14 protein-coding genes, 1 pseudogene and 1 riboswitch are annotated in these 14,472 nt (G+C 60.8%); of the genes and pseudogenes, 9 read left to right on the forward strand and 6 right to left on the reverse strand.

The annotated features are described in order from the left end of the window. Positions 1 to 126: 126 nt before the first annotated feature. Together GGD66_RS42545 and GGD66_RS40820 are read right to left on the reverse strand one after the other, a co-directional pair. Positions 127 to 405, reverse strand: coding sequence for an ABC transporter substrate binding protein (locus GGD66_RS42545; protein ID WP_183262231.1), 279 nt, complete (start codon positions 403 to 405; stop codon positions 127 to 129). Continuing rightward, entirely contained in the window at positions 402 to 1,109 is a 708-nt protein-coding gene (locus tag GGD66_RS40820) for an ABC transporter substrate-binding protein (RefSeq protein WP_183262233.1), read from the reverse strand. Before GGD66_RS40820 ends, GGD66_RS42545 begins: the two co-directional genes overlap by 4 nt. A gap of 1,025 nt (positions 1,110 to 2,134) precedes the next feature. On the opposite strand from GGD66_RS40820, the gene GGD66_RS40825 reads away from it, so the two are divergent. After that, complete coding sequence (locus GGD66_RS40825) at positions 2,135 to 3,079, forward strand: carbon-nitrogen hydrolase family protein (RefSeq protein WP_183262235.1); 945 nt, start codon at positions 2,135 to 2,137, stop codon at positions 3,077 to 3,079. A gap of 1,043 nt (positions 3,080 to 4,122) precedes the next feature. Here GGD66_RS40825 and GGD66_RS40830 read toward each other — a convergent pair. The 3 genes from GGD66_RS40830 to GGD66_RS40840 are packed head-to-tail and all read right to left on the reverse strand — an operon-like array spanning position 4,123 to position 6,575. Beyond that, on the reverse strand, positions 4,123 to 4,944 hold the full coding sequence (locus GGD66_RS40830) for an ABC transporter permease (protein WP_018321038.1): 822 nt from the start codon (positions 4,942 to 4,944) through the stop codon (positions 4,123 to 4,125). Continuing rightward, on the reverse strand, positions 4,941 to 5,537 hold the full coding sequence (locus tag GGD66_RS40835; protein WP_183262236.1) for an ATP-binding cassette domain-containing protein: 597 nt from the start codon (positions 5,535 to 5,537) through the stop codon (positions 4,941 to 4,943). The genes GGD66_RS40830 and GGD66_RS40835 overlap by 4 nt, the downstream gene beginning before the upstream one ends. Positions 5,538 to 5,540: 3 nt before the next feature. After that, positions 5,541 to 6,575 (reverse strand): Cj0069 family protein, encoded by a 1,035-nt coding sequence (locus GGD66_RS40840; RefSeq protein WP_018321036.1) that lies wholly within the window; start codon positions 6,573 to 6,575, stop codon positions 5,541 to 5,543. Between the two features lie 510 nt (positions 6,576 to 7,085). Between GGD66_RS40840 and GGD66_RS40845 the strand changes: the two genes are divergently transcribed. The 6 genes from GGD66_RS40845 (at position 7,086) to GGD66_RS40870 (ending at position 11,633) form a co-directional block, all read left to right on the forward strand. Further along, positions 7,086 to 7,907, forward strand: a complete 822-nt coding sequence (locus tag GGD66_RS40845) for a sulfurtransferase/chromate resistance protein (RefSeq protein ID WP_026202474.1) — start codon at positions 7,086 to 7,088, stop codon at positions 7,905 to 7,907. Further along, positions 7,904 to 9,295 (forward strand): chromate efflux transporter, encoded by a 1,392-nt coding sequence (gene chrA / locus GGD66_RS40850; RefSeq protein ID WP_018321033.1) that lies wholly within the window; start codon positions 7,904 to 7,906, stop codon positions 9,293 to 9,295. The genes GGD66_RS40845 and chrA overlap by 4 nt, the downstream gene beginning before the upstream one ends. Before the next feature lie 56 nt (positions 9,296 to 9,351). Then, positions 9,352 to 9,585 (forward strand): PepSY domain-containing protein, encoded by a 234-nt coding sequence (locus GGD66_RS40855; RefSeq protein ID WP_026202473.1) that lies wholly within the window; start codon positions 9,352 to 9,354, stop codon positions 9,583 to 9,585. A 17-nt stretch (positions 9,586 to 9,602) separates the two neighbouring features. Then, a complete protein-coding gene (locus GGD66_RS40860) occupies positions 9,603 to 10,511 on the forward strand; it encodes a DUF1259 domain-containing protein (protein ID WP_026202472.1) in 909 nt (302 codons plus the stop codon). A 28-nt stretch (positions 10,512 to 10,539) separates the two neighbouring features. After that, positions 10,540 to 11,136: a superoxide dismutase gene (locus tag GGD66_RS40865; RefSeq protein WP_018321031.1), complete on the forward strand. Its 597-nt coding sequence runs from the start codon at positions 10,540 to 10,542 to the stop codon at positions 11,134 to 11,136. 161 nt (positions 11,137 to 11,297) lie between these two features. Further along, a complete protein-coding gene (locus tag GGD66_RS40870) occupies positions 11,298 to 11,633 on the forward strand; it encodes a hypothetical protein (protein ID WP_157644420.1) in 336 nt (111 codons plus the stop codon). A 300-nt stretch (positions 11,634 to 11,933) separates the two neighbouring features. On the opposite strand, the gene GGD66_RS40875 is transcribed toward GGD66_RS40870, so the two are convergent. Then, positions 11,934 to 12,224 (reverse strand): hypothetical protein, encoded by a 291-nt coding sequence (locus GGD66_RS40875; protein ID WP_049815020.1) that lies wholly within the window; start codon positions 12,222 to 12,224, stop codon positions 11,934 to 11,936. Between the two features lie 83 nt (positions 12,225 to 12,307). Here GGD66_RS40875 and GGD66_RS40880 point away from each other — a divergent pair, with 83 nt between their 5' ends. Both GGD66_RS40880 and GGD66_RS40885 read left to right on the forward strand, forming a co-directional pair. After that, the gene (locus GGD66_RS40880; RefSeq protein ID WP_018321028.1) at positions 12,308 to 13,009 is read left to right on the forward strand and encodes a hypothetical protein; all 702 of its coding nucleotides are present in this window, start codon (positions 12,308 to 12,310) and stop codon (positions 13,007 to 13,009) included. 29 nt (positions 13,010 to 13,038) lie between these two features. Beyond that, a pseudogene (locus tag GGD66_RS40885) lies at positions 13,039 to 13,538 on the forward strand (GlcG/HbpS family heme-binding protein). 599 nt (positions 13,539 to 14,137) lie between these two features. Further along, a riboswitch (Fluoride riboswitch) is annotated at positions 14,138 to 14,198 on the reverse strand. Between the last annotated feature and the right edge of the window lie 274 nt (positions 14,199 to 14,472).

Genomic DNA, 14,472 nt, shown 5'->3' on the forward strand with positions numbered 1-14,472 from the left:
GATATCCAGACCAATCGTCGAAATTGATTGCATAGGCTGCTCCTCCGAATCGTGGGAGCCTCAAACGGCGCCCCATCCTTGGCACTCTCGTGCCCGTGGAGGAGCCGTCCACAGCATCATAAGCGGTCATTCGATTACCTCATCGGCGCGCGCTATCACGGCGGGCGGTATAGTCACTCCAAGCCTATTCGCAGCCTTCAGATTGAGGGCCAGCTCAAATTTGGTCGGCTGTTGCACAGGCAGGTCGCTGGGCTTGGCACCCTTCAGAATTCTCGCGATGTACCCGGCTGATCGACGGTACATATCCGGGAAGTTGGGTCCATACGACATCACGCCGCCGTCCCTGACATAGACGTCCGTTTCCCAGATCGATGGGAGGCGATACTCCGCGGCAAGTTCAATCAAGCGCTTGCGCTGGAAGTTGAAGAAGCCGATGCCATGGCGGCGACCGCGTCGACACCCTGGTCCCGGCCACGCCTGAACGCAGCCTCGACCTCATCGGAGCTTGCGGCCTCGGCCACCACGACATCAAGGCTCAGCGCCCGCGCCGCGGCCTGGGCCTCGGCAACACCGGTCGGGACCCCGACGACCGGGTCGCGCAAGATCATGACCTTACTGATGGAGGGCACAGTTTCCTTCAGTAGCTCAATGCGCTTGCTTTCAAGATTATTGTCGGACATCGACAAGCCGGTGACGTTTCCGCCGGGACGGGCGAGGCTCTCGACGATGCCGCTGCCAACCGGATCCGCGGCCACGGTAAAAACGATCGGTGTTTTAGTTCCGGTCGCACGGAGTGTCTTCACGGCTTTCGAACCGGCCGTCAGGATAATATCGAAATTGCCTTGTCCGAGCTTCATTGCCAGTCCTTGCATGCGGTCGAAACTGGCTTCAGCCCAGAAATATTCGACCTCTACGTTGGTGCCTTCGATCAGTCCGTTTTCATGCAACCCTTCTTTTAATGCCGCCATTTGCCTGGGGTCGCTGGCCGAAGGGCTCAAATTACTCAAGAGGGCGACGCGTGTGATACGACCAGTCGACTGGGCAAAGGCGTGGCACGACCACGCCAGGCCAGCACTGACGACAAGGATGTTAAATTCTCGCCGCCTCATTCGATCACCTCATTGACAGTCGATGTGTCGGGCCTAGCACTTTGCTGAGCGGCTGTGAGCGTGCAATTCAGGTTGCTGTATGCCGCGATGCATCAATGTCCGCTGCGGGTCAATCGCGTCAGTTTGGCCCGATCCGGGTTAGGTCCAGTCTACACCTTACAGCAGACATATTCGTGTCGGAGGAAATTGGCTGGGATGGGCCACTTGCGGCCGTCGCAGAAGCGACCGCTCAGGTTGAGCGAACAGGCGAGTAAAAACATTTGCCGGAACGTGAACCAATTCACATCTGGCGAGGCCGCCCGGCGGCAGTATGAAAGCGGTACATTATTAGAACCAAGGCCGGGGGAACAATTCGGTTTCTCGCTGTACTCGCCGTGTGTCGCCGGAACGAGCCGAGACGCTGAACGAGCGCGGCAGCTACTCGGTCAACGCGGTCATGGCTTGCGACGGCTGCCATGCGCCGCGGGGCCCGGCGGCCTCGAGACGATGCGGCGGTTTTCCGGCGGGATGCATACGGAGCGGCTCGCATTGTCACAGCTCAAACGTCACGACCGAACGGCGACACTTGCATTGGAGCCTGGATCGACGAGTACGCGCGCTGACAGAGCGATCAGCCCCGTTCGACGATTGCCAATCCTCCTGCTACGGAGTGCAAAATGAGTGGCGAACGGTGGCCGTACTTTGCCGGCGTTGCATCGATCATCTTAGCGATATCCTTTGCGTACTTGCTTGAACGAAGTGCCAAAGAGACCTTGCATTTCAGCGCACCTTTCCATCCGCTCTGTCCGAGCTAAGCGAGCCGATTAGGTGTTGGTTTAATAATTGACCTATGTGGAGGCCGAATTCTGCTCTGGGTCAAAAGCGCCGGTTAGACCACATCTGAGCCAAACCGAACTTCACCATCGGGCCAATTCCGGACATTGCAACGCAAACGCGCTAGCCTTGGTACAGTCATCGGACTACAGTCTCGCGCCAGAAAGATGACTTGCAACCAAGCGAGACCGCAGCATGAACTGGAGCATCTGATGTCAGAAATGAAGGTAGCTGCCGTCCAGATGCGAGCTGAGGTTGGAAACGTTGCGAAAAATTTGGCTGCCGCAGAACGTCTCGTGCGCGACGCTTTCAAGAAGGGAGCAAGATTTGTTGTTCTCCCCGAGTTCTTTCCCTCAGCAGTCTCATTCACTCCGAGCATGCTTTCAGCTTGGCGTCCTCTTGACGGAGAACCGCTTCAGCTCATGCAAAGGCTTGCTCGCGAGCACGACGGCGTAGTCGGGGGTTCATTCATCGCGAACATCGGGGGCGATTGTTATAACAGCTTCTTGCTGGTTTTTCCTGACGGCACATTTTTCAGACACGATAAGGACGTCCCCACCATGTGGGAAAATTACTACTATATCGGCGGCAAGGACGATGGAGTACTGAACACACCACGCGGTCAAATCGGTGTCGCGCTATGCTGGGAGCTTATTCGCTCCCAGACACCACGACGGCTGCGAAGCAAGGTCGACGTGGTGGTTGGAGGCTCATGCTGGTGGGACCTTCGGCTGCCAGTAGACCCAAAATACGAAGATGACCGCAATCACCTCTACCGCCTAATCATGGGCGGTCCGTCGCGACTTGCTCGAATGGTCGGTGCTCCTGTGATCCACGCTTCGCACGCTGGAGACTTTGAAGGACGCACGCCCGGCAACGAGGGCAAGCCATATCGCTCACGATTTCTTGGAGAGACCCAAATAGTGAACGGCGCTGGGGAGGTTCTGGCGCGCATGACATACGACGACGGTGAAGGCTTTGTTCTTACCGATCTGGAGTTCAGTCGCGTTCCGCCGAGTGAAGTCATACCCGAGAGCTTTTGGATAGAACCACTGCCGTCTATTGCAGCCCACGCATGGGATGCGCTTGGAAAGATGGGCTCCGACTACTACGGGACAACGATGAAACCGATGTTGTTGCAAACTCGGCCGGACTGAGCGGGCGAGGTCCGGTTAGAGTCACAAGCGGCGGTCGAAGGATCGCTGATGCGAAGTCCGGACTGCCCTCAATACCAGACCAGCCCAAGCGACGAAGTTGGATGGCTTGAGGCCACTAGGCGACATTGAGCGACGAAGCCTCAGCTGCCCCCTAGTTTGTCCACTTGGGATCGTCCTCATGTTCGAAGGCTTCCGCTAGCTTTGTCCAGTCGTCAGCGAGGTCCAGCCACGCAGCTTCATCAAAGCCGCTCCGTGCGTTCTTGGCATTCAAGCGGCATTGCTCCGCCCTCGTTCGGCATTTCTCGACCAGCTCTTTACGCACAAGAACCCGGCTTAGGTCGGCGGCTTGAGGCCGGGCGAGCTAAGCCACCCGGTCATGTGAGCGGCAGTTTCGTCCTGCCGGGCCTTCCGCAGCACCGCGTCCCGCGTGGGGCCGGGTGGAAGCGTTGCGGCCACGGTGCGCAGCTCCTTTGCTTCTTCGGCAAGGCGCTCTTCAAGGGATTTGGTTTGTTTGAAACGGCGTCGCCTTTGCACGCGCGGCTCCTTTCCGTGAGAGGAAGGCGGGAGCGCTACCGGCGTTCTCATCACCGATAAAAGCCACGATCCGTTCGGTGATAGTTCCTAACGTGTCACCAATGGAAGGGTTGCACCAGAGAAAGAACAGACCCCAAGTATGACAGTACGGCTGCCTCTAATTCAGAAGCTTGCGTAGCTTCTTGATGATCTCCCGTAGGGTGTTCGCATAGTCCTCTATGATCCGGCGCGCTTCCACGCTCCGGGGCTCATCTTTATCCGGGGGCGGTTCTTCGGGCGGAGCTTTCATGGCCTTATTGATCGGCTAAGACCAGACGATCCACTGAGCTAGGTCAAAGAGGCTGGGCAGCATATATTGGACTGCCAAAGGTCCACTTTGGTCACAAGCCGACGGGTCGGCGAACGTCGCAACAGGTCAGCTGTGGCCAGAAGCAGAAGTGAAAGAACCTGTTGCGAGGGTAGGCGACCCCCATCGCTTCAACGGAACCTTCTTGATCTGCCACCTGCTTCTAGAGAAGAGACCTGCATTCCTTTTTATCGATCAGAATGCGATCGAGACGCAGGCGATGTCGGTGATCCGTCAAAAGGCGCGCGCCACCTAGCACAGCGGCCAGCGTTCCCAGCCCGGTGCCGCCGGCAATCAGGAACATGATCAGCAATTGATATTTGACGGCGTCGACCGGCTCGACGCCCGCAAGGATCTGACCGGTCATCATTCCCGGTAAAGAAACGAGCCCGATCGCGGCCATGCTGTTCATGATCGGCATGAAGCCGCTTCTCAAGGCGTCCCTTATGACCGGCAGCAGGGCTTGGTGTCGGGTGCCGCCTAGCGCAAGACACGCCTCAACCGCGGCTCGTTCGCGCACCAGGCTGTTCGTCAGCACGTCCAAGCCCAGGCTTATTCCGGTCATGGTGTTGCCCAGCATCATGCCCAGCAAAGGCAGCGCGTAGCGCGGATGATACCACGGATCGGGGCGTAGCTCCGTAAGGAGCGCGAGCATCGTGACCGTACCTGCGGCGAGCAGCGTGCATCCCGCGCCCAGGCCGTACTTCCAAACCCCCTGAAGGCGCCGCTTCTGCCGCGCGACGATCTCTCTCGAGGCGAAGAGGACCATGATCAGGGCGGCGAGAGCGGTCCAGAGCGGCGACACCGCGGCAAACAGGAAGGTCAGCACGTATCCGACGAGGACGAGCTGCACCACCATGCGCACGGCCGCAATAGCCAGTTGCTTCTCGAGCTTGAGGCGGAGAATGAGCGAGAAGATGCCGTCCATGACGACGAGGAGCGCGGGTAGAACCAAGTCGGCGTAGGAGAGCTGGATGTAGGTCACGGCCGGTTTTCCTCGATCCCGCCGTCGGGCCTCATCACGAAAATCCTGGTCCCGACCCGGCGGGCTTGGGCGCCGTCGTGGGTAGTCCAGAGGACACTCGTTCCATCCGAGATGAGTTCGGCAATCACACCTTCCACAGCCGCAGCGGCTGCCGGGTCGAGAGCCGAGGTCGGCTCGTCCAGCAGAAGCACTCGCGATCGCAGCATGAGCGCCCGCACAAGTCCCAACCGCAGTCTCTCGCCGGTCGAAAGTCTTTGGATCGACCACGCTCCGCAGTCGTCCGGCAAGCCCAGTCGCGCGACCAGCGGAAGGGCATCCTCCCAGGCGGCGAAGTGATCTTGCACGGTGTCAGACCACCAGCCCGGCTCGGCGGCGAGGTAGGTCACCCGCCTTCGCCATGCCGGAGCGGGCATCGCCTCTCGGAGCATGCCGTCCAGCTTGACTGTTCCTTCGTTGGGATCGAGATCCGCGATGGAGCGGAGCAGCAAGGTCTTCCCGACTCCGGAAGGCCCCTGCAGGACGACGCATTCGCCGTCCTGCAGGTCAAATGATACGGAGAGGTGCAGGCGCTTGAGCCCTCTGATCGTCAGCATGCGTCAAAGCTTAACCTGCAGCCGATCGGCAACCCGCCGGGCGATCTCCACGGGGGCCTCGTTCGGATAGGGATGCACCGAGCTGACATTGATCTCGCCAAGCACGTAGCTGTCGCTCCCGTCGGTCTGGACCGGCCCGAGCATGAAGTCTGCGTCCCAGATCGCGGGCAAATCACCGCGCGCGATCTCCAGCAGCGAAATTAGCTGCGGCGTCCACTCGTCCTCCATCAACCGCCGCAGCCGCTGGAAGCGCGGGTCCGCGTTCGACGAGTAAAGCCGCGGTCCAGCCTCTGAACGCGCGGCCGGCGAGTCGACAAGGGCTTTGACCTTGTGATGGCCGAAGCCAGCGCAGCGGTCACCTGCCATGTAGCAGCGCACCACACCCTCGCTCAGGCGAGGCTGGAACGCCTGGTCAATCACGCTGCCGCTCTCGAAATACTCCGCGCAGCGACGAAGGAAATCATCGAGCGTGAGCTCCTCGGGCGCATCCTTGGTCGCATCCAGGACCTTGATCATGGAGGAGGTCGGCAGCTTCTCGACCTTCCAGACGCCCTGGCCGCCGTTGCCCCGGTTGCGTTTGATCACGCGCGGACCGGCGGCGAGCCGTGCAGGCAGCTCGGCGCGCATCGCCTCTGCGGTCTGATAGAGCGCCGTGTCCGATCCCCAGCTCATCGAGCGAGTGCGATAGAGGACCTCCTTGGTGCCCATCTTGAGGATGACGTCAGGATGAGCGCTCACCCACACGCCCTGCGCAGCGACGTCGCGCAACAGGGCGTCGAGGCCTGCGCGGCTTCGGCCGTCTTGAATCGGATTGACCCAGACGAGCACGCCGTCCACCGCAAGCAGTTGCTCGCGGACGGCATCGGCGAAGCTTTCGTCGTAGATCGCGGGGCGCCCTTCGACGCCGACGGCGGCCAGCGCTTGGAAGACGTCGGCGAAGCGGCCGCTTTTCGAGGTCGCATCTCGGCGCGCGGCCGCATCTCCTCGCGAGAGGATGGCAACGGTACGTTTGGGAGAGGATTGTCGTTCGGTATCCATGCGCAAGCTCCACGTTGTTGCGTGCTGCGCAGAACTTGGACCGAAGTCTCGCCGGGAGTCTGCTTCGTCCCGGACCGGCAGTCTACGTGAATTCCTCCGGACCTTTCAAGATCGTAGCGTACGAACCTTGATCTGGCTCAACACCGCTTGTCGCCGCCGTCGAATCGTTGGGCATGAACGATACGGACCGACCAGAGCGAGATAGGGAAGTTCCGGAGTCCGGGCACTCGCGTCTGGAGGAAGCCGTAAAGATCATCGAAGAGTATGCGAAGGATCTCCGGGAAATCATCAAGAAACTCCGTCGGAGGCTTCATTGAGGCTTAACTTGTCGGCTTAGTTCCTTACTTGGATGAAATCTCCGTGACGCTCTTCTGATAATTTCTGGAATCGTTCGCCTCCCCGCGGGTTGACAGCCCGGTTAACTGGGCTTTTATTCGCGGATCGGGGGTGTGCGATCTCCCCGCGAGGCGTCATGCCCAAGAATCGCGTCCTGATCACCAAGGGCGCAGCATGTCAGCATCGTACACCTCCATTTCACCCGATAAATTGTCTCGATTGGTCGGCACGGCGGCCGCGCCGACGCTCATCGACGTGCGCATCGAAGAGGACTTCTCGGCCGATCCGCGCCTGATCCCGGGCGCCGTGCGGCGCTCGCATCTCGACATCCAGGATTGGGCGTTCCGCCTGACGGGCCAGTCCGTCGTCGTGGTCTGTCACAAGGGCAAGAAGCTCAGCGAGGGGACTGCGGTCTGGCTCCGCTGCTGCAACGTCGCCGCCGAGAACCTCGAAGGTGGTCAAGTCGCATGGAAGGAAGCGAACCATCCGACGGTGCCGGCCGCCAGGATTCCCAAGCGCGATGGGCGTGGTCGCACGGTGTGGGTCACGCGAGCGCGCCCCAAGATCGACCGGATCGCGTGTCCATGGCTGATCCGCCGCTTCGTCGATCCCACTGCGGTATTCCTGTTCGTCGCGCCGTCTGAAGTCGAGGCGGTTGCCGAACGTTTCGAGGCCACGCCTTTCGACATCGAGAACGTCTTCTGGAGCCATCGCGGCGAGCTCTGCACTTTCGACGTCATGGTCAAGGAGTTTGGCCTGTCGTCGCCTGCGTTGGAGCGGCTGGCGACGATGGTCCGCGCCGCCGACACGGGACGCCTCGATCTGTCTCCGGAGGCGCCGGGCCTGCTTGCTGCATCGCTCGGCCTATCGCGCATGTTCGACGATGACCTTGAGCAGTTGAACGCCGGTCTCCAGCTCTATGATGCATTCTACCGATGGTGCCGCGACGCGACCAAGGAGTTGCACAACTGGCCAACCAACAAGGTGAAGGCATGACTGATATCGCTGCAACCCAGAAGGCCGGCGCAGACGCGCCGGCCCACGGCATCACCTTCAACGAAGCGCTTCTTGTGTGGATGCGAGTAGCTATTTTGAGCTTCGGTGGGCCGGCCGGACAGATCGCTGTCATGCATCGTATTCTGGTCGAGGAGAAGAATTGGATTTCGGAGAGCCGTTTTCTGCACGCGCTGAACTACTGCATGCTCCTCCCTGGTCCTGAGGCGCAACAGTTGGCCACGTATATTGGCTGGCTGCTACACAGGACCGTTGGCGGCATCGTCGCAGGAGGCCTGTTCATCCTGCCCGGGGTCTTTGCCATCATGGGGCTCAGCTACATCTACGCCGCCTACGGCAACGTCGGTTTTGTCGAGGCATTGTTCTTCGGCCTCAAGGCGGCCGTGCTCGCCATCGTGATTCAGGCAGTGGCCCGCGTCGGCAAACGTGCACTTCGCAATCCAATTATGGTCGCGCTGGCGGCAATCGCCTTCGTCGCGATCTTCTTCTTTGGAGCGCCGTTTCCGCTGATCATCGTTGCGGCAGCCCTGATCGGCTTTGTCGGCGCCCGGCTTGACCGGCCGGAGTTCGCGGCGCTGGAGCATGGCGGCAAGAACTCCGCTGTGATCGACAGCATGCTGGGTGAGGGGATTCCGGACCACGTTCGGCCGAATACGACGCGCACGCTGCGGGTTCTGGCCGTATGGCTCGCCATCTGGCTCGTTCCCGTCTTCGCTCTTCTGATCGCGCTTGGTCCGAACGAGGTCTTCAGCCAGATCGCGATCTTTTTCAGCAAGATGGCGATGGTGACGTTCGGTGGTGCCTACGCGGTGCTGGCCTATGTCGCGCAGCAGGCCGCGGGCTATTACCACTGGGTCACGCCGCGGGAGATGCTCGACGGCCTCGGCATGGCCGAGACGACACCTGGCCCGCTAATCATGGTCGTCCAGTTCGTAGGCTTCATGGCCGCTTTCCGCGAAGCAACCGGGCTCTCTCCCATGGCGGCGGGAACGCTCGGCGGATTGTTGGCGACATGGGTGACCTTCGCTCCCTGCTTCCTCTGGATCTTCGTCGGGGCGCCCTACATCGAGGCGCTGCGGGGCAACAAGGCGCTCGCCGGTGCGCTCTCGGCAATCACCGCCGCCGTGGTCGGCGTGATCCTCAACCTGTCGATCTGGTTCGCGCTCCATACTCTGTTCCGGCAGACCTTTCCGGTCCAGGGATTCGGCTTGTCCTTCGACGCCCCAGTGCTGACTAGCATTGACCTACCGGCGCTCGCCTTATCAGTAGCCGCGGCGACGGCGATCTTCCGGTTCAACATTGGAATGCTCGTCGTTTTGGCCGCTTCCTGCGTCTCGGGCATCTTGCTGCGATTGGGAGGCGTCATCTAGGGACACTGCTACGCACACCCTTCACCGGGGTTGGGGACAACACCAGGAGAGCCAACATGCGTACACGTGCATTCCTTCAAGCAACTATCTTGCTCGCGGTGGCGAGCGGATGGACGCCCGCTCACGCCCTAACCCAGGACGAGCTGATCGCCAAGATTCAGGCGGCCGGCTACTCGCAGGTGCAAGACGTCAAATCGACGGCCGAAGGCATCACCGCCAATGCGGTGAAGGACGGCAAGCCGGTGAAGCTGGTCGTCGACAGCAGTGGCCAGATCAAAGAGCGGAATTGAGGTCGAGGAGCTGCACCATGAAAAGGACCATCTTGGCTGTGGTCGGCCTCGCCGTCTGCTTTTTCGCAATTCGCTTCGCGCCCTTCATCCCGGCGTATGCTCAAGATGCTGAATGGCAGAAGGTAGACGAGGCACTTGGCCGCAAGCCAGCGGTGTCTGACGACGTCCGCCGCTACGGCTTTCCCCGCAGCGACCTTTCCGTGACCTTGGATGGGGTGGCGATCAAGCCGGCGCTCGCCCTAGGCGGATGGGTCGCGTTCAAGCCCGCCCATAGCGGCGCCATGATCATGGGCGACCTAGTGCTGCTCGAAACCGAGATCAACCCGGTAATGGCGAAGATGATCGCGAGCGGCCTCGAGATCACGGCCGTGCACAATCATCTGCTGCGGGCGAGCCCGGCCACCTTCTACATGCACGTGGCCGGCCACGGGGACCCGGTCAAGCTTGCGTCGGCGATCCATGATGCGCTCGCCGAGAGCAAGACGCCGCTGACCGCCGCGGCGCCGTCGAGCCCGCCGCCGGCCATCGATGTCGACACGGCGAAGCTCGACCAGATCATCGGCGTAAAAGGCCAGGCCAATGGCGGCGTCTACCAGTTCAACGTCAAGCGGCGAGACCCGATCACGCAGGACGGCATGCCGCTGACCCCGGCCGGCCCGATGGGCGTCGCGATCGCTATCAACTTCCAGCCGACGGGAGGCGGGAAGGCCGCCATCACGGGCGACTTCGTGCTGACCGGTGACGAGGTTAACCCGGTCATCCTGGCGCTGCGGACACACGGCATCGAGGTGACCGCGCTGCACAGCCACATGCTCGACGAGCAGCCGAGGCTCTTCTTCATGCACTTCTGGGCGAACGACGACGCCGTGAAGCTCGCCGAAGGCCTGCGTGCGGCGCTCGACAAGACGGCCAGTACGAAGAGTTGAGCCGAAGCTTGAACGAAGGAGTCGCCTGATGCTCTACGAAACCAAGCCGCTGCCGTTCGATCCAAAATCGATCAGCGGTATCTCTGAAAAGGTGCTCGTCAGTCACTATGAGAACAACTACGGCGGCGCGGTGAAGCGGCTGAACGCGATCAGCGCGCAGCTCGCCGAGCTAGACTTCGCGAAGGCACCGAACTTCGTCGTCAACGGCCTGAAGCGCGAAGAGCTGATCGCGGCGAACTCGATGATCCTGCATGAGATCTACTTCGATGGTCTTGGCGGCGCCAGTAGGCCGGGCGGAGCGCTCGCCGAAGCGATCGTGCGCGACTTCGGCAGCATCGATCGATGGCGGTCGGAGTTCGCTGCGATGGGCAAGGCGGAGGGCGGTGGTTCAGGTTGGGTGATCCTCTCCTATTCCCCTCGCAACAAGCGGCTCGTCAACCAGTGGGCTGCCGATCATACGACGACGCTCGCTGGCGGTCGTCCGGTGCTGGTGCTCGACATGTATGAGCACGCCTATCACATGGACTTCGGCGCTGCGGCAGCCCGCTATGTCGACGTCTACATGGAGGCCATCCGTTGGGAAAACGCCTCCGCGCTCTACGATCGATACGCGAAGGAAATCTGAAGGATTATTGGGATGAGAAACATTGCCGTCGCTGTTTTGGCGCTGGCCTGTCTTGTCACCCCACAGGCGGCTGGGGCGCAAACTTGCAAGGTTTGCGCCAATCAGCGTGCCGCCTGCGTGAGAAACTACGCCGGGCCAGCATGCAAGACAGAGTACCAGATGTGTCGGAAGGCGTGCAAAAAGTGAGGCTGGCGGAATCGAACAGCCAACTTGCGAGGTGTCTTATCGGGGCACTCGCTACCGGCATCGGGGGACTGGTCGCCCTCGATGCCGGCTTTGCCGCAGCCGAAAGCGTTCGGGCGTTGACCGGCGCGCAGATCCGAGCGGCTTTCACCGGGAAGCAACTGACCGACGAGGTCCACTATCGGTTTGTTTATGACGGCGACGGGACGCTGCGAACTTACTCGATGGGTGTGAAGCAGGTCGGAAAATGGCGAATCCAGAAGGATGAAATTGTCTCTATATCAAGGACATGGGCGACGACTGCTATCGCGTGACACAAAGCGGCAAACGGTTCGAGCTGCAGCCAACGGGGCCCGGCGGTCCGATCGACGGCATATTGGAGCCAGCATTCAAAGGGGATGGGACGAAGTGATGACGGCGACGGGCATCGCTGATTGCCGTCACGGCCATCGTGGGTCCGGTCGCCCATCCGATTCTTCAGCCGGCTTGGTGCTCATCGGGCTCTGGGAGAAGTAACCATGCGCGTGGGGCTTCGGAATGGTGTGGCGGCGGAGCGAAGTGCGGCGATCGCTTCTACCGCTGCACATCCAATATCTCGAGTCTGGCGAGGGCGCCTATTGCCGATTCTTGTCGTCCGGATGAGCGCGCCAGTCGCGGCCGACAGTCTGATGGTCTTCGTTCGGCGTCGCCTGGCCGGCGTGATCGGCCTCCCCGCCCTGAGCCTTCCAGTCGCGTCCGATCGTGACGTCTTCCGCGCGGCTGCGGTCCTGCTCGCGCGACTGTTCCGACTGCTGCGGCGACTGAGGTTGCTGGACAGGGGTGGACTGCGCTTGTGCCGCGCCTCCACCGAATGCGAAGGCCAGTACGACAGAGGACAACAGGGCTGCCGATGCTGAATTTCTCATGATGATCTCCCTTCCTCGCTGGAGGTCTGCATCAACTCGCCGGGATGGGCTTGGTTCGTAAAGAGCGCGCTTAAGGACAGGATATGATGAAACGCAAATCGATCTGCCCATCTGTCCTTCCACGCAAATTCTTAGGCCGGGCGAAGTTTGCCTGGACGGTCATCCTGATTTTCTTGATGGGAGGTAACGCCGTGGCCAACACCCTGAACTTTGACAGCACTCCTGCCGGAATGCCGCCGGAAGGATGGACTTTGACTAAGACCGGCCGGGGACAATCGAAATGGACCGTTGAGGCCGACGCCACGGCGCCGAGCAAGCCGAACGTGCTCAAGCAATCCGGGCGGGCGACCTTCCCCGTGGCCATCAGGAGCGATTCCAACGTCCGTGACGGCTTCGTGGAGGTCAAATTCAAGGCGATCGCCGGCTCAGAGGATCGCGCCGCAGGCATCATCTGGCGCGCGAAAGACGCCGAGAACTACTACGTCGTGCGAGCCAACGCGCTGGAAGACAACGTGGTGCTCTACAAGACCATCAAAGGCGTCCGAACCTCGCTCGACATTGTCGGACGCAAGGGCGGCTATGGCATCAGTGCGCCGGTGGCGTCCGGGCAATGGCACACGCTGCGTTGCGACTTCATGGGAAGCCGGTTCAAGGTGACCTATGATGGAAAGCCCATATTCGAGGTGGAGGACGGCACGATTCCTGACGCCGGCATGATTGGCTTGTGGACCAAGGCCGACAGTTTGACCCTGTTCGATGATCTGGCATATGGCGAGATCAATTAGACCGCCGCTCAGCTCTGCCGGAGATAGTCATGGATGTGCGAGGTGTGTTAGTCGCGACCGCCCTGCTGACCTTCTTCGGCAGTCCCGCCCGGGCGACAGAGGCCATCGTCGTCTACAAATCGCTTAGTCCGGAGCTGGCCCTCGATTTGGCGCGCGCTGCTTTGGATAGCTGCCGTGGCCGTGGCTACCAAGTCGCGGTGGCAGTTGTCGATCGCTTCGGCGTCACTCAAGTGTTGCTCCGCGATCGCTTTGCGGGACCTCGCGCGCCCGTGACCGCTTCCGGCAAGGCATGGACGCCATGTCTTTCAAGACGAGCACGACCGAGCTGAATGCGGCCAGCCAGCCGGGCACGATGCAGGCAGGCATTCGCAATCTGCCAGGAGCGGTCATCATCGGAGGAGGACTGATCGTCGAAGCTGGCGGCTCTCTGGTCGGCGCAGTCGGAGTATCCGGGGCCCCCGGCGGCGACGCGGACGAAGCGTGCGCGAAAGCAGGGATCGAGGCGGTACGCGACCAACTGGAATTCTGACAGGCCGGTCCGGCCCCGTCGAGCCGAGCTAATTCGCGCTGTGCGTGTGAACAGGCCCATATAGCGGGAAGCAAGCTTCTCATATTCTTGACCGCGCATGATGGCCTGTCTTGCCGCCGGTTCACCCGCGAGGAATGTCAACAGGATCGCGCCCATTCCCGACAAGAACTTTACCCATGTCTGATCGGTGCCCAATATGGCAGAGCCTATTGTCGCGCCGATCACGAGCTGAGCGATGGTTCCCACTACGATTTCTGACAATGCAGTCGCGATGCGCAGCCAGATTGATATCAGGGTGGCCACGAGTGCGAGGCCGAGCCATAGAGCGGCCAAGGTCCAGATTTCAGTCGTGGCACTCTCCCGGCCTAAAGATTTGCCTCATCGCAAGATGGTGCCGCGCAATCAACGTACAGCCCGATCCGATCCAGGTTGAGAGCCAAACAAGTTCAGTCGCGTAACCAACTGAGTACGCAATCGTGTCGACCAACCATAGGGCAGGTACAAACCAACTTGCGAAAGGCAAGCAAAAAGGAAGCCCAGCCATTGTTCGCCCTTTCTCGGGCGCTGCTGGGAGCAAATAGGTCCCTACCGACGCCCTGCGTCTGGTAGGAGCCATCAGCATTGCAGCAGTTATCGGGGGACTCCATCCCCATCAATGTCTGGTGCGAATAGTAGGTCAGTTGCCAACGACGTCAAGCCACATTGCATGTGCCTGGCCGACTGAGGTCATCTTAGGGTCAACCTGTGAAGAGCTCAGGTTGAGCAAATCTGGCCCGCTCTGCCGCCATGAGCGGATCTCCGCCAGTCGAGGCGCAACTTCGCCGATGGGCCATGTGTGGACGGCTCCTGGTTGGCAAGGAGAATCTTCACTTTGCGGCGTTGGTCGGAGCGGCCATGTGTTCGGCCTGTTTGCGCGGTTCACGTGACCGCTGGC

The organism is Bradyrhizobium sp. CIR48, assembly GCF_014198315.1.
Lineage (GTDB): Bacteria > Pseudomonadota > Alphaproteobacteria > Rhizobiales > Xanthobacteraceae > Bradyrhizobium.

Bases quoted from the DNA above. Each gene is read 5' to 3' on its own strand.
- GGD66_RS40820 (WP_183262233.1), bottom strand. From the start codon at position 1,109: ATGAGGCGGCGAGAATTTAACATCCTTGTCGTCAGTGCTGGCCTGGCG.
- GGD66_RS40825 (WP_183262235.1), top strand. From the start codon at position 2,135: ATGTCAGAAATGAAGGTAGCTGCCGTCCAGATGCGAGCTGAGGTTGGA.
- GGD66_RS40835 (WP_183262236.1), bottom strand. From the start codon at position 5,537: ATGCTGACGATCAGAGGGCTCAAGCGCCTGCACCTCTCCGTATCATTT.
- GGD66_RS40840 (WP_018321036.1), bottom strand. From the start codon at position 6,575: ATGGATACCGAACGACAATCCTCTCCCAAACGTACCGTTGCCATCCTC.
- GGD66_RS40845 (WP_026202474.1), top strand. From the start codon at position 7,086: ATGTCAGCATCGTACACCTCCATTTCACCCGATAAATTGTCTCGATTG.
- chrA (WP_018321033.1), top strand. From the start codon at position 7,904: ATGACTGATATCGCTGCAACCCAGAAGGCCGGCGCAGACGCGCCGGCC.
- GGD66_RS40855 (WP_026202473.1), top strand. From the start codon at position 9,352: ATGCGTACACGTGCATTCCTTCAAGCAACTATCTTGCTCGCGGTGGCG.
- GGD66_RS40860 (WP_026202472.1), top strand. From the start codon at position 9,603: ATGAAAAGGACCATCTTGGCTGTGGTCGGCCTCGCCGTCTGCTTTTTC.
- GGD66_RS40865 (WP_018321031.1), top strand. From the start codon at position 10,540: ATGCTCTACGAAACCAAGCCGCTGCCGTTCGATCCAAAATCGATCAGC.
- GGD66_RS40875 (WP_049815020.1), bottom strand. From the start codon at position 12,224: ATGAGAAATTCAGCATCGGCAGCCCTGTTGTCCTCTGTCGTACTGGCC.
- GGD66_RS40880 (WP_018321028.1), top strand. From the start codon at position 12,308: ATGATGAAACGCAAATCGATCTGCCCATCTGTCCTTCCACGCAAATTC.